Here is a 13,968-nt window from a genome sequence, read left to right on the forward strand (position 1 = left end):
GGGGCATATTTTTATTTTTATTAGGACATCTTCCAAATAGTATTAAGTAAGATGACTAATTTTCATAAAATTCTCATTCGCCACTTGCATTGATAGATAATCGCTGTATAATAAAATAGTTACTTAAAGTAATTATTTTCGATAAGTAAGGAGGATGGAAATGAACTGGGAAGATTCAGAACGGTATATTTCTGCTTGTATTGCAGCAAAGAAGACGTTACAATTTTTGCCTGTGCCGCCTAAAGATTTACGCCGGCAGCAAATATACCAATTGAAAGTGTTGCATGATTTGATGGAATGTCAAGACTCAGTCAAAATCAGTGATATTGCCCATCGGATTGGGACGACCTTGCCAAGTGTCACGAAGAGTATGAATGAGTTGGAAGAAAATGGTTATGTCAAAAAGGTGGAAAATCTTCAGGATAAACGCATCACCAATATTACTTTAACGGATAAAGGGCAAGCAATATATGATCAACTGATATATCAATTTCATGTGCAAAATGCCGAAGTGTTAGCTGATATTCCGGAAGAGGAGTTAAATACGACCATCGAAACCATTCGTAAAATTTATCAGAAAATGGATGCTTTTAATCGATATAAAGGAGATGAACAGTTTGTATAAAACCTTAGCAAAATCGATGCGTCAATATATTAAGCCTTCGATATTAACGATGATTTTTTTGGCTGGTGAAGTTTTTGCTGAAATGATGATTCCTTATTTGATGGCTAAAGTATTGGACCGCGGATTTGAAACCAAAGATATTCAATATATTATTCAAATTGGCCTATTGATGGCTGTGATTGCCTTAATTTCCATGACTTGTGGAATTTTAGGTGGTAAGTTTTCTTCAGATGCTTCGGCGGGATTTGCAGCGAATTTAAGAGAAGATATTTATCGTAATATTCAACGTTTCTCTTTCCAGAATATTGATCGCTTCTCTACGCCGAGTCTGATTACCCGTTTGACAACTGATATTACCAATATTCAATTTGCTTTTCAAATGGTCTTAAAAACTGTGATTCGTGCACCGTTTATGATTGTGTTTGCTTTTATTATGGCAGCTTATACGAATCTTAAGCTATCAATGATTATCTTAGTAGTGATTCCATTTTTAGGAGCTGCCTTGATTTTCTTGATTTATCGTGTGCATCCTTATTTTGTGAAGGTCTTTCGTCAATATGATCACTTAAATCAAACCGTTCAAGAAGTGATTAATGGTGTACGTGTGGTGAAATCTTTTGTACGTGAAGAAAAAGAAATTGACCGTTTCAAAGAGGCTTCTGAACAAATTAAGCAAGTCTTTATGAAAGCTGAAAAGTTAATCGCGTTAAATAGTCCGATTATGCAGATTGCAGTCTATAGTTCCTTGCTTGTCGTTTATTGGTTTGGTGCGAAATTTGTCGTAGCGGGTAGTATGACACCTGGTACTTTGACTTCATTTATTATGTATATGCTTCAAATCTTAAATAGCTTGATGATGTTTTCAATGATTTTTGTCATGATTGTGATTTCTGAAGCATCTTGTGAACGGGTAGCTGAAGTCTTAACTGAAAAATCTACGTTAACCAATCCTGAAAATCCTGTGACAACGATTGAAAATGGTGAAATTGAGTTCAAAAATGTTTCGTTCAAGTACTATCCTGAAGCACAAGAAGCTGATTTGACCAATATTAGTTTTAAGATTGAATCAGGGCAAACAATCGGAATTATCGGCGGAACGGGAAGTGGGAAATCTAGTTTAATTCAGCTCATTCCTAGACTTTATGATACCACGCAAGGAGAAGTCTATGTTGCTGGACGAAATGTCAAAGAGTACGACCTAGTAACCTTACGTGATCAAATTGCGATGGTTTTACAAAAAAATACCTTATTCTCTGGTACGATTTTAGAAAATTTACGTTGGGGGGATAAGGATGCTTCGTTAGCTGAAGTGAAGCGCATGGCCAGTCTTGCTCAAGCAGACCAGTTTGTTTCGACTTTCCCAGAAGAATATAATACCATTTTAGATCAAGGTGGGAATAATGTATCTGGGGGACAAAAACAACGCTTAACCATTGCCCGTGCTTTATTGAAGAAACCTAAAATCTTGATTCTCGATGATTCAACGAGTGCTGTCGATACAAAGACGGATGCTAAAATTCGTCAAGCATTTAAAGAAGAGATTCCAAATACAACGAAGATTATTGTGGCGCAACGAGTTTCTTCTATTCAAGATGCCGATAAAATTATTGTGCTAGATGAAGGAAAAATTAACGGTATCGGTACACATGAGGAATTATTAGCAAATAATCAAATTTATCAAGAAGTTTATGAATCACAAGTGAAAGGGGGACGTATAAGTGAGTAAGAAAAAAGCAATGGGTAGACCGTATAATCCACTGAAAATTTTTGGCCGAATTTTATCTTATGTGGGTAAAAAATATCGTTGGCGTTTAATCGTTGTATTTATAAGCATTATTGTTTCAGCAGCGGCAAATGCAATCGGAATTAGTTTCTCACAGCGTTTGATAGATGATTATATTGTGCCCCTTTTAGGTAAAGCGAATCCTAATTTTGCTCCTTTGGCGAAGGCGATTGGCTTTATGGCGATGATTTATTTGTGTGGTGCGATTTTGACGTATGTGTATAATCGTACCATGGTTACTGTTTCTCAAGGGGTGTTGAAAGATATTCGTGATGAAATGTTTGCGCATATGGAAATTCTTCCTGTACGTTACTATGATAGTAATGCAACTGGCGACATTATGAGTCATTTTACGAATGATACGGATACCCTTCGACAAATGATTAGTCAGTCGATTCCTCAAACAATTGCCGCTTTGATTAGTGTCTTATCGATTGTCATTGCAATGTTTATGATTAATGTTCCGATGACGATTTTTGTCTTATTCATGGTAACTTTAATGATATTAGTCATTCGTAATTTAGGTTCCAAGAGTGGGAAGTATTTCTCTTTCCAACAAAAAGCTTTAGGGACATTAAATGGGTATATTGAAGAAATGATTGAAGGGCAAAAAGTCGTGAAAGTCTTTAATCATGAAGAGGCAGCGATTGATCGTTTCGTGGAATTAAATGAAGATTTGCGCATAAATTCTACTAAGGCGAATACTTATGCCAATATTATGATGCCAATTATGGGAAATATTGGAAACTTCATGTATTTATTGACGGCTGTGGTGGGTTCTATTTTTTCTATCACTGACGTTACTGCATTAACACTTGGTAGTATTGTTTCTTTTGTGCAGTTTACGAAGAGTATCACGATGCCAATTGCCCAAATTTCACAACAATTCAATGCGATTATCCTGTCTTTAGCCGGTGCACAACGTATTTTTGAACTATTAGATGAAGTGCCTGAAACGGATGAAGGACACGTCGAGTTAGTCAATATCATTAAACATGAAAATGGTCGCATGGAAGAAAGTGTCAAACGTACGGGACACTGGGCATGGAAAAATACAGATGCGAATGGGCAAGTGCAATATACTGAGTTAAAAGGTGATGTGCGCTTTGAAGATGTGACGTTTGGCTATCGCGAGGATAAAACCATCTTGCATGATATCAATTTATTTGCCAAACCAGGTCAAAAGATTGCCTTTGTCGGCGCAACCGGTGCTGGTAAGACGACGATTACCAACTTAATTAATCGTTTCTATGATATTCAAAAAGGGATGATTACTTACGATGGGATTAATGTTCAAGCGATGAAAAAAGCGGATTTACGTCGTTCATTAGGGATTGTATTACAGGATACGCATTTATTTACTGGTACGATTAAAGAAAATATCCGCTATGGGAAATTAGATGCGACGGATGAAGAAGTTTATGCGGCCGCGAAATTGGTAAATGCGGACTACTTTATTCGTCAACTACCAAAAGGCTATGATACTGAGTTAACAGGCGATGGCGGTTCTCTTTCTCAAGGACAACGCCAACTATTAGCCATTGCTCGGGCGGCTGTGGCAGATCCACCAGTATTGATCTTAGACGAAGCGACTTCAAGTATTGATACACGTACTGAAGCGATTGTACAAGCGGGGATGGATTCATTGATGAAGGGACGTACGGTATTTGTCATTGCACACCGCTTATCGACTGTTCGAAACTCCGATGCGATTATGGTATTAGATCAAGGTCGCATTATTGAGCGCGGTACCCATGATGAATTAATTGCTCAACAAGGAGAATATTATCAATTATATACTGGCGCTATCAAATTAGCCTAAAAGAAAAACCAACGAGACTCTATGAAAAATAAGTTTCGTTGGTTTTTTTGATATTTCTATGATAATTCACCGTGTTCGCGATACCAATGATCAGGTTGCCATACCCAGTTAAATCCATCTTCTTGAAGTAAGTGGAAAGCTTCATCTGGTCCCATTGTTCCAGCCGCATAAGTTGGAATAGGAGAAGTGGTATCAGCATCCCAAGCTTGACGGATTTGATCCACAATTTTCCAAGATTGGGACACCTCATGCCAGTGTGTAAAGTTAGTTCCATCACCACTTAAACAATCTAGAATGAGTTTTTCATAGGCTTCTGGTGTATTAGCAATAATTTCCGCACTGTTACGGTAGTTAAGTTTCACTGGCAATAGATTGAAGTTAGGGCCGACTTCTTTCCCATTTAATGAAAGTGAGAAGCCTTCAGTTGGTTGGATATAGATGGTTAAGACATTTGGTTCTGGTTTTTGGGCATTTTGTTCTTCTTCATCAAAGGAATGATTGAAGAGATTAATTGGCACAGATTTAAAAACAATATTAATGCGTGTGCCTTTTTCGGTCATACGTTTACCGGTACGAATATAAAATGGTACGCCAGACCAACGGAAATTATCGATGAACAAACGACCAGCGACAAAGGTTTCTGTACGCGATTCAGGATTGACTTGATCTTCTTCTTTATAGCCTTTATAAGTACGACCAGAAATTTTTCCTTGGACATATTGTGCGCGGACAAAGTTTTTCGCTACTTCTTCAGCATCGTACATACGAATCGCACGTAAAGCTTTAATTTTTTCATTGCGGATTTCTTCTTCATTAAAAGCAGCAGGTGGATCCATAGCAAGTAAGGCTAAGACTTGGAAGATGTGGTTTTGGACCATATCTTTTAAGGCCCCACTTTGATCGTAATAGCCTGCGCGTTCTTCCACCCCAAGATTTTCAGCCAAACTAATTTGCACATTATCTATATAACGATTATTCCAAACCGCTTCAAACAGAGAATTTGCAAAACGCACTGCAGAAATACTTTGAATCATTTCTTTTCCTAGATAATGGTCAATACGATAAATTTCTGATTCATCAAAGACTTCGTTAATTTCGTTGTTTAACTTTTCAGCTGTTTGATAATCAGTACCAAATGGTTTTTCGATGATGACGCGATGATAACCATCTGATTCAAGTAAGCCTTGTGATTGTAAGTGATGCACAATCGTACCAAATAGGCTAGGAGACATCGCTAAGTAAAATAGGCGATTACCAGCTAAACCGTATTCTTCGTCTAATTGGTTGGCTAATTTCTTTAAAGTATCATAATGATTGGTATCATTGACATCGTGTGATTGATAATAAAAATGGCTGGCAAAGGCCGCTGCTTGTTGCTCACTTGCAGTTAAATTTGAGACAGAAGACATTACGACTTCACGGTAAGTTTCGTTAGACCATGGGCGACGTGCGGTTCCAATGACAGCAAAACTTTCTTTTAATTGTCCTTTTTGGTATAACCGAAATAATGAGGGGTAGAGTTTACGTTGCGCTAAATCTCCTGTGCCTCCAAAGATAGTGATCAAAACCTTTTTTTCTTTCATATTTTTCACTCCTCATTTAGTAAATCGACAAATATTGTACTCGCAGCTTTAAAACTAACTGCGATTGTTTTTTCTTGATTTTGTATGGTGATTGGTCCTTCATAATCTGCAATTTCAATGATACGATATTGTTCTTGGAGATTTAGATCAAGAGAGACCAAATAATCAAGTAGTTCTTTTTCATCTAAAACACGGGCAATTCTAATCAGACTGCCTACTGGATAATCCGCTAAAGTTTGGCGTTTCTTTTCAGAGATAATGCCATTTTCTTTTGGAATTCTCCCTCCATGTGGACAATAATCAGGAAAATGCATAAAAGCTTCTAGTTTATTAGCTAGCTTATCTGAAGTGACATGTTCTAAAACTTCTGCATCATCATGGACATCATTCCACGAATATTGTAAATACTCAACTAAAAAGACCTCCCACAAGCGATGACGGCGCATTAAAGAACTCGCGGTTTGCGCACCTTGATCAGTTAATTGTACGCCTTGATAGGGAAAGTGAAGCACTAAATTTTCTTTTTCTAATTTTGAAATCATTTCGCTGACTGAAGCCGCAGATACACCTAGACCAGCTACAATTTGCTTGTTTGAGATTTTCTTTTCATGACCACCTAACTCTAAAATAAGCTTTAAGTAGTCTTCACGATTAGGAGTCAAAAAAATCCCTCCTTTACAGTATGTAATAAATTTTACCACGCATTTATCAAAAAAGCTAATATTGTTATCATTTGTCAATAAAAAGAATCAGGCATGGGTTTGCCTGATTCTACAATTATCTGATTTCTAAATTTTATTTTTGTTAGGCAAGCTGCTTGGAGCTGACCGACCCGGCTCACAACCTTATGCCCAATCTCCGTTTCTGAAGACTGGTACGTGACTGCCATCTGCTTTGATGCCGTCGATATTCATTTTATCTGAACCGACCATAAAGTCTACGTGGGTTGTGCTGCGGTTTAAGCCTGCTGCAGCTAATTCTTCTTCGGTCATTTCGGTACCACCTTCTAAGCTAAAGGCATAAGCAGAACCAAATGCTAGGTGGTTTGAGGCATTTTCGTCAAATAAAGTATTGAAGAAGATAATACCTGATTGGGAAATAGGTGATGGGTCAGGAACTAAAGCCACTTCGCCTAAATGTTTTGCTCCTTCATCAGTTGCAAGTAATTCAGCAAGCACATCTTGACCTTTATCAGCTTTGAAATCAACAACTTTACCATCTTTGAATGTAAAGTGCATGCCTTCAATAATATTTCCGGAATAACTTAATGGTTTTGTTGAAGCAACGGTACCATTCACGTTGCGGCTATCAGGGGCGGTGAATACTTCTTCTGTAGGCATGTTTGCCATAAAGAATTCGCCACGACTGTTATGACTGCTTGCGGCTTCCCAATGATGTCCTTTAGGTAAACCAATTGTTAAGTCTGTGCCTGGAGCGGTATAGTGAAGTGCAACGAATTGTTCTTCATTTAACCATTTGGCCTTTTCTAATAAATTAGCGTCATGTTCTTTCCAAGCTTGTACTGGGTCATCTGCATAAATACGTGTTGTTTTAAAAATTTGATCCCATAGTGCATCGACTGCTTCTTCTTCATTTAATTCAGGGAAAACAGTTTTGGCCCAAGCAGGACTTGCAGCAGCGACCACTGTCCAGCTATATTTATTCGCTTGTAAGGCTTGCATTAATGGCGCAAAAGCAGCATTGTTTGCTTTACTGAAGGTTGCCAAACGTTTGCCATCAACTCCAGCTAAAGCACCTGGGTCGTTGGAAACGAGGCTGATGCGGCTAGCCCCTTTTTCTAACCAGTCATTAGATTCTTCAATTTTATATTGTGGGACTGTAGCAATGCGGTCGTCTGCAGCATGTAACATAAATTCTTTAGTTATTACATCATCTGACCATTGCATTAAGACTTCAGCGGCGCCTAATTCGTAAGCTTTTTTTACGATTAAGCGAGCAAGAGGTGCTTGATCAACCGCAGCACGTAATACAATTGTATGCCCTTTTTGCACGTTCACGCCAATTTCAACAATTAATTGGGCGTATTTTTCTAATAATTCTTCAAAATTTGGTAAAGTCATTTTTTTCACCTCATATAAATATTGTTCGTTTTTTATGATAGCATAGATTTTTAATAAAGAATAGAAGAATGCTTAGAAGTAAATAAGAAATAGCTAAGAAACAAAAGTAAATAGTATTAGTTATCTAGCTACGTAAATTAGAATTTTAAAACGATTCACTTAATTATATTAGGTAGATGATAAACAGAATGTAAAATAAGTATGATTATATAAAATGATAAAATATTTAATGATATTGTGAAATTAGATATTGTACAAAGTTAAAAAACGGTCTAAAATAAATATAGGATGTTTTGGAAGCGATTCATAGAAATAGGAGGGATAGGAAATGGCTCGTAAAAAAACAATAACCAAAGATCAAATTTTAAAAGCAACTTATGAACTTGTCGCAAAAGAAGGATTGTCAAAATTTACTGCACGCAATATTGCGGCGAAGATGAAATGCTCAACTCAACCAATTTACTTAGAATTTAAAAACATGGATGATTTACGCTCAGCATTAATTCAAAAGATTTTTGATCATTTAGGAGAAGATGTACTACCAAAAGTACAGACGGGAAATCCATTGATTGATTTTTGTTTGAATTATATTGATTTTGCAACAAAAGAAAATCATCTATATCGTGCGTTATTTATTGTTGGACATGGTGGTGAACCTGTTTTACAAGGATTTTCGTTTGATTATTTCAAAAATTCGGTTATTAAAGATACTGATTATGAAAAATTACCAGAAAAAGAAATAGAAAATCTTTTTGTGAATTTATTAGTGATAGCAAGTGGCGTTTCTTCATTAATGTATTCTGGGGTTATTGCACCTAATAGTCAACAAATTACTGGCATCTTAAATGAAGTCTTAAAGGCGGTGCAGGAGAGGCAAACTACTTACGATTTAAATTTCATCGCCCCACATCATCCAAGTGAAGCATAAAAAATAAGCATTCAACCTGATTTGTAGGGTTGAATGCTTTTTTATCTAGGCATTTTCTTCAACTGATTTAGCTAACTGTTTTGCAAATTCTTCTAAGTCATCAATATCTTCGTCTTCAGCGTTTAATTCAACTTTCACGCTGTCAGCCCCTTTAATTGCACCAGTTTTTAAGAAGGCTTGTTCGAAGTCGTCCACCGATTTACAGAAATAATCATAGAATGTATCGCCAGAACCACAAACACCAAAGACTTTACCAGATAAGTCCATTTCTAGTAAATCATCATAAAGATCGACAATTTCATCTGGTAGATCGCCATCGCCATAAGTATAAGTGGCCACGACGCATAGGTCAGCATCTTCAAAATCACTTGCTGAAACATTTGAGCATTCTTCAATTTCAACATCGAAATCTAAATCTTCTAAGCTTTCTGCAATAATATCAGCAATTTCTTCTGTATTTCCTGTCAAACTAGCATAAAAAATTTTTGCTAAAGGCATAATCTTCACTCCTAAAATGTATCTTCATGCAAGAAAATATCATACTTTCATACAAAAAAAGCGTATAACAACCTACTCAAAAAGTCAATTAGTTTCTACTTATGAGTATTTTCTAACTCTGTTTGTTTCGGTCCTAAAAATGTGCTAAAATTAAATGGATGAAGTTTGAAAGGAAATGAAAAATGATTACTTTAAAATCTGAACGTGAAATCGAAATGATGGCACAGTCTGGTGCGTTATTAGCAGATGTGCATAAACATTTACGAGATTTTATTAAACCTGGAATTACAAGTTGGGACATTGAAGTTTTTGTCCGTAATTATATTGAATCTCATGGAGGAGTAGCTGCGCAAATTGGCTTTGAAGGCTATAAATACGCAACTTGTTGTAGTATTAATGATGAAATTTGTCATGGTTTTCCACGTAAAAAAGTGCTTAAAAATGGCGATTTAATCAAAGTAGATATGTGTGTAGACTTAAAAGGTGCGATTTCTGATTCATGCTGGTCTTATGTTGTTGGCGAGGCAAGTCCTGAAGTAAAACGTTTGATGGAAGTAACCAAAAAAGCTTTATATTTAGGAATTGAACAAGCCAAAGTAGGCAATCGAATTGGTGATATCGGCCATGCGATTCAAACATATGTAGAAGGTGAAGGATATGGGGTCGTCCGTGATTTTATCGGTCATGGTATTGGACCTACTATTCATGAAGCACCGTCTGTTCCTCATTATGGCGAAAAAGGGAAAGGATTACGCCTAAAAGAAGGGATGGTTATTACGATTGAACCCATGGTAAATACGGGGACTTGGAAGATGAAAATGGATAAAAATGGTTGGACTGCGTATACCCAAGATGGTGGTTTAAGTTGTCAATATGAACACAGTCTTGCTATTACAAAAGATGGTCCACGTATTTTAACATCACAAGGGGTAGAAGGTACTTACTAAAAGGAAGGGTCAGAATGAAGAAAAAAGACTCTAAGGAAAAAAAGAAAACCCCAAAGATAAAAACATTTATTGATTTAATGTCAGTAAGAATGCAAAATTCAGAGATAGGCGTCACTTCTTCAGTTGTCGCCTATTATCTGTTATTGTCTTTTTTTCCGTTATTGATTGCGGTTGGAAATATTTTGCCGTTATTCCATTTTAATCAAAATCAAGTTTTAACCATGTTAAAGACAATGATGCCACAAGAAATTTACTTATTATTTGCACCTTCAATCAAGGCTTTGTTAACAAGTGGTTCTAAGGAGTTGCTTTCGATTTCAGCTGTGGCGACGTTATGGTCTGCGAGTAAGAGTATTAATGCTTTGCAAATTGCGATGAATAAGGCCTATGGGGTGACTGGGACAACAAATTATCTAGTCATGCGTCTGGTGTCGATGCTTATGCTCATTCTTTTTTTTGCAGCGATTGTTGGCGTGGTTATCGTCATTGGGTTTGGTAAAGTAGCGCTAGATTGGATTCAGCCACATTTGAAAATACCTGATTCTATCATTACGACATTCCAAACCGTGAAGTGGCCAGCGACAATCATTGTACTATTGGCAATCTTAACTTTGGTGTACTGGATTATTCCTAATGCCAAAATTGGGATTCGTTCGGCTTTTCCAGGAGCTGTTTTGGCGACAATTGGTTGGTTAGGATTGACGCAAGTATTTGGAATATATATGAAATATTTTGCGACGGGGTTTAATGGATATAAAATTATTGGGACTTTTATGTTATTGATGATTTGGCTGAAATTTGCAGCAATGATTGTGGTATTTTGTGGTGTTTTCAATACTGCGCTTGCTGAATATCGAACTGGTGGAGATTTAAGTCAACGCAAAGATCCGCTAGAAGTATTAACTAAACGAATGAAAGCACAATTATTACATTCAAATGAGAACGAAAGCGAGTCATAGGAATGGATTTTACTTTAGAATTTATTTTACACTTTTTGGCGACAATGATGTTATCGGTCATTTTAACCCCTCTTGTAAAGTTGTTAGCTTTTCAAGTTGGTGCGGTGGATTATCCGGGAAAACGTCGGATTAATCAAAAGGTGATGCCGACAATTGGTGGATTAGCCATTTTTATTGCCTTTGCGATTGGATCTATTTGGCAGTTTCATGAGTATCTTTTTATGAAAAAAGTGTGGGCTATTTTGTTAGGTGCACTCATTGTCGTGATTACAGGTTTTATCGATGATCGCAAAGAATTATCACCTTTACAAAAATCAATAGGCTTGTTTATCGCTGCCTTAGAAATTTATTTTGTAGCTGGCTTAAAGATGGATACAATTAGCATTCCATTTATCGGGATGTTTCATTTAGGTTGGTTAAGTTTTCCAGTAACGATAATTTGGATTTTTGCAATAACTAATGCGGTAAACCTGATTGATGGCTTAGATGGTTTAGCTTCAGGGGTTTCGATGATTGCTTTATCCACGATTGGCATTGTAAGTTATTTTTATTTACCTGATAATATCGGTACGTATTTGGCAATGCTTATTTTCTTATTAGTGGCTGCGATATTAGGATTTTTCCCTTATAACTTTCATCCTGCAACGATATTTTTAGGCGATACGGGTGCTTTATTCTTAGGTTTTATGATTTCCGTAGTATCGTTGCATAATTTGAAAAACGTTACTTTTATTTCTGTGGTGACGCCGATGTTTATCTTAGGGGTGCCTATCACGGATACGGTATTTGCGATTATTCGCCGTAAATTTAATAAGCAACCTATATCATCTGCAGACAAAATGCATTTGCACCATCGCTTACTGTCTTTAGGTTTTTCACATCGTGGTGCCGTATTAACAATATATGGTTTAGCATTAACTTTCTCGTTTATTGCTTTGTTGATGACTTATGCAAGTACACCAGCGATTATCTTGATGATTATTTGTACAATGATTGGTATTGAACTGTTTATTGAACTCATTGGGCTTGTTGGTGAAAATCGCCAGCCGTTATTGAAGACCTTGAAATTCTTTGGTAATAGTGAGTATCGTCATGAATTTTTATTAAATCGCTATGAAAGAAAAAAGGTCGAAAAAGAACAAAACCGTAAAAAATAATAGTTAGGTAAGTCTTGATTGTTTGAGAACATCAAGGCTTTTCTTTTGGCTAAAAATAGTGCTATAATAAAAGAAACAGGCAGGCAAATGAGGTGAAGAGATGATTAAAATAAGTGACAGCGAATGGGAAGTTTTGCGTGTTGTTTGGACCAATCCAGATTGCGATGCCCATTTGGTAAGCGAGGTCTTAGGAGGTTCTAAAGATTGGCAAAAGTCAACAGTAAAGACTTTGCTTGCTCGTTTAGTTAAAAAAGGTGCATTAAATACAACACGTGTTAGAAATAAGTTCATCTATACACCGACTGTGACGGAAGAAGAGGTCATTGTTAGTGCTACAGAGACACTGTTTTCTCATATTTGTGCTAAAAAAATTGGCCAAACAATTGCCGAGATGATTACCTCTTGTGAATTAACACCTGCTGACTATCAACTCATTCAAGAAGCTCTAGCACAAAAAGAGACGGTCGAAACAATTGAATGTAATTGTATTCCTGGTCAATGTCATTGTAAAGAGCATCAATAACGTTAAGTGGGGGGAGCATATGGAATTAAAGAAATTAGAAGTACCAACATCATCCATAACTGAAGTGAAAAAATCACCCATGGATGTTTTTCAACAGGCACGTGACGCAAAAACCGGTGTCTATGTCTTTAATCGTGAAAAAATTGCTGGTGTAATGCTTACCCAGCAACAATATGAAGAATTGCTAACAGAATTACATGAGTTACGTCAACAATTAAATATAAACCAAGAGCAAATGATGGTTTCTTCAGATGTTGATGGTTTGGAAAGTTTTGCTGATAATATTCGCGATGCATTAGTCACGGGCTCAAGTATTTCTGCCAAAAATTTAGACGAGCGTATGGTAGCGTTTGGCTTTATTACTAAAAAGACAGGCTTTGGTGGTGTGGTCGAAATGCTCAATGAATTAAAAGAAACTGGAAAAATTATCTATCATTTACGTAAACGCACCGGTGAAAAGAATGTAATTGCCGAAGTGATAGGGGAAGCAGATAATCAAACTAGCATTTTTGATAAAATTATTATTCGTAAAGTGTATTTGAAAACAAAATAAATTGACAGTTTTATCTAGAATGCATAGAATTTAACTGATAAATAAATTTTAAGGAGAATTTCATGGCTGAATTATTACAATTAGCTTTAGCCGAACAAAAAGGGCCTAAAGCATTAATCAAAACAAATCGTGGAGATATTTTGGTACAGTTGTTTCCAGAAGTAGCTCCCAAAACGGTAAAAAACTTTGTCGAATTAGCAAAGAAAGGTTATTATGATGGTGTCATTTTCCACCGCGTTATTCCTGATTTTATGATTCAAGGCGGTGATCCAACCGGTACAGGTATGGGTGGCGAAAGTATCTATGGCGAAAAATTTGAAGATGAATTTAGTCCGCAAGTATTTAACTTCCGCGGGGCACTTTCTATGGCCAATGCCGGTCCAAATACAAATGGCAGTCAGTTCTTCATCGTTAATAATCAAAATGTTCCGGCACAAATGATTCAACAAATGCAAGCGGCGGGTTATCCTGAAGCGGCGATTGAAAAATATAAAGATGGCGGTACTCCG

The 13,968-nt window shown here is 36.6% G+C and carries 14 protein-coding genes (1 of these 14 only partly in view); 10 read left to right on the forward strand and 4 right to left on the reverse strand.

Features of this window, described 5'->3' with window-relative positions; all coding sequences use genetic code 11:
• The first annotated feature begins 160 nt into the window (after window positions 1-160).
• From I567_RS07710 to I567_RS07720, 3 genes are read left to right on the forward strand one after another with little or no spacing between them, the layout of a single operon-like run.
• Window positions 161-625 carry a MarR family winged helix-turn-helix transcriptional regulator gene (locus I567_RS07710; RefSeq protein ID WP_016251675.1) on the forward strand — a complete coding sequence of 155 codons (465 nt, stop codon included), beginning with the start codon at window positions 161-163 and terminating at the stop codon, window positions 623-625.
• Window positions 618-2,351 carry an ABC transporter ATP-binding protein gene (locus I567_RS07715; protein WP_016251676.1) on the forward strand — a complete coding sequence of 578 codons (1,734 nt, stop codon included), beginning with the start codon at window positions 618-620 and terminating at the stop codon, window positions 2,349-2,351. The genes I567_RS07710 and I567_RS07715 overlap by 8 nt, the downstream gene beginning before the upstream one ends.
• Window positions 2,352-2,361: 10 nt before the next feature.
• Entirely contained in the window at window positions 2,362-4,230 is a 1,869-nt protein-coding gene (locus I567_RS07720; RefSeq protein ID WP_034864078.1) for an ABC transporter ATP-binding protein, read from the forward strand.
• 56 nt (window positions 4,231-4,286) lie between these two features.
• Here the strand turns inward: I567_RS07720 and zwf are convergent, their stop codons facing one another.
• The 3 genes from zwf to I567_RS07735 all read right to left on the reverse strand — a co-directional run bounded on the left by zwf (window position 4,287) and on the right by I567_RS07735 (window position 7,894).
• A complete protein-coding gene (zwf, locus tag I567_RS07725; protein ID WP_016251678.1) occupies window positions 4,287-5,813 on the reverse strand; it encodes a glucose-6-phosphate dehydrogenase in 1,527 nt (508 codons plus the stop codon).
• Between the two features lie 5 nt (window positions 5,814-5,818).
• On the reverse strand, window positions 5,819-6,475 hold the full coding sequence (locus tag I567_RS07730) for a metal-dependent transcriptional regulator (RefSeq protein WP_016251679.1): 657 nt from the start codon (window positions 6,473-6,475) through the stop codon (window positions 5,819-5,821).
• A gap of 183 nt (window positions 6,476-6,658) precedes the next feature.
• Entirely contained in the window at window positions 6,659-7,894 is a 1,236-nt protein-coding gene (locus I567_RS07735) for an aminopeptidase (RefSeq protein ID WP_016251680.1), read from the reverse strand.
• Window positions 7,895-8,222: 328 nt separating this feature from the next.
• On the opposite strand from I567_RS07735, the gene I567_RS07740 reads away from it, so the two are divergent.
• Entirely contained in the window at window positions 8,223-8,822 is a 600-nt protein-coding gene (locus I567_RS07740; protein WP_016251681.1) for a TetR/AcrR family transcriptional regulator, read from the forward strand.
• Window positions 8,823-8,867: 45 nt separating this feature from the next.
• On the opposite strand, the gene I567_RS07745 is transcribed toward I567_RS07740, so the two are convergent.
• Window positions 8,868-9,320: a flavodoxin gene (locus tag I567_RS07745; protein ID WP_016251682.1), complete on the reverse strand. Its 453-nt coding sequence runs from the start codon at window positions 9,318-9,320 to the stop codon at window positions 8,868-8,870.
• A 182-nt stretch (window positions 9,321-9,502) separates the two neighbouring features.
• Here I567_RS07745 and map point away from each other — a divergent pair, with 182 nt between their 5' ends.
• The 6 genes from map to I567_RS07775 all read left to right on the forward strand — a co-directional run.
• Window positions 9,503-10,267 (forward strand): type I methionyl aminopeptidase, encoded by a 765-nt coding sequence (gene map / locus I567_RS07750; protein WP_016251683.1) that lies wholly within the window; start codon window positions 9,503-9,505, stop codon window positions 10,265-10,267.
• Window positions 10,268-10,281: 14 nt separating this feature from the next.
• The gene (locus I567_RS07755) at window positions 10,282-11,226 is read left to right on the forward strand and encodes a YihY/virulence factor BrkB family protein (protein WP_016251684.1); all 945 of its coding nucleotides are present in this window, start codon (window positions 10,282-10,284) and stop codon (window positions 11,224-11,226) included.
• 2 nt (window positions 11,227-11,228) lie between these two features.
• Window positions 11,229-12,383 carry a glycosyltransferase family 4 protein gene (locus I567_RS07760; RefSeq protein ID WP_016251685.1) on the forward strand — a complete coding sequence of 385 codons (1,155 nt, stop codon included), beginning with the start codon at window positions 11,229-11,231 and terminating at the stop codon, window positions 12,381-12,383.
• 100 nt (window positions 12,384-12,483) lie between these two features.
• On the forward strand, window positions 12,484-12,906 hold the full coding sequence (locus tag I567_RS07765; protein WP_016251686.1) for a CopY/TcrY family copper transport repressor: 423 nt from the start codon (window positions 12,484-12,486) through the stop codon (window positions 12,904-12,906).
• A gap of 19 nt (window positions 12,907-12,925) precedes the next feature.
• Window positions 12,926-13,459 (forward strand): hypothetical protein, encoded by a 534-nt coding sequence (locus tag I567_RS07770; protein ID WP_016251687.1) that lies wholly within the window; start codon window positions 12,926-12,928, stop codon window positions 13,457-13,459.
• Window positions 13,460-13,521: 62 nt separating this feature from the next.
• A protein-coding gene (locus tag I567_RS07775; protein ID WP_016251688.1) for a peptidylprolyl isomerase crosses the window boundary here: on the forward strand, window positions 13,522-13,968 show its 5' portion. It continues 141 nt past the right edge of the window; the window shows 447 of its 588 coding nt (coding positions 1-447); it begins with the start codon at window positions 13,522-13,524; its stop codon lies off the right edge, out of view.

It is taken from the genome of Enterococcus cecorum DSM 20682 = ATCC 43198 (genome assembly GCF_000407565.1).
GTDB lineage: Bacteria > Bacillota > Bacilli > Lactobacillales > Enterococcaceae > Enterococcus_E > Enterococcus_E cecorum.

Bases quoted from the DNA above. Each gene is read 5' to 3' on its own strand.
- zwf (WP_016251678.1), bottom strand. From the start codon at position 5,813: ATGAAAGAAAAAAAGGTTTTGATCACTATCTTTGGAGGCACAGGAGAT.
- I567_RS07740 (WP_016251681.1), top strand. From the start codon at position 8,223: ATGGCTCGTAAAAAAACAATAACCAAAGATCAAATTTTAAAAGCAACT.
- I567_RS07760 (WP_016251685.1), top strand. From the start codon at position 11,229: ATGGATTTTACTTTAGAATTTATTTTACACTTTTTGGCGACAATGATG.
- map (WP_016251683.1), top strand. From the start codon at position 9,503: ATGATTACTTTAAAATCTGAACGTGAAATCGAAATGATGGCACAGTCT.
- I567_RS07765 (WP_016251686.1), top strand. From the start codon at position 12,484: ATGATTAAAATAAGTGACAGCGAATGGGAAGTTTTGCGTGTTGTTTGG.
- I567_RS07735 (WP_016251680.1), bottom strand. From the start codon at position 7,894: ATGACTTTACCAAATTTTGAAGAATTATTAGAAAAATACGCCCAATTA.
- I567_RS07770 (WP_016251687.1), top strand. From the start codon at position 12,926: ATGGAATTAAAGAAATTAGAAGTACCAACATCATCCATAACTGAAGTG.
- I567_RS07745 (WP_016251682.1), bottom strand. From the start codon at position 9,320: ATGCCTTTAGCAAAAATTTTTTATGCTAGTTTGACAGGAAATACAGAA.
- I567_RS07710 (WP_016251675.1), top strand. From the start codon at position 161: ATGAACTGGGAAGATTCAGAACGGTATATTTCTGCTTGTATTGCAGCA.
- I567_RS07720 (WP_034864078.1), top strand. From the start codon at position 2,362: ATGGGTAGACCGTATAATCCACTGAAAATTTTTGGCCGAATTTTATCT.
- I567_RS07755 (WP_016251684.1), top strand. From the start codon at position 10,282: ATGAAGAAAAAAGACTCTAAGGAAAAAAAGAAAACCCCAAAGATAAAA.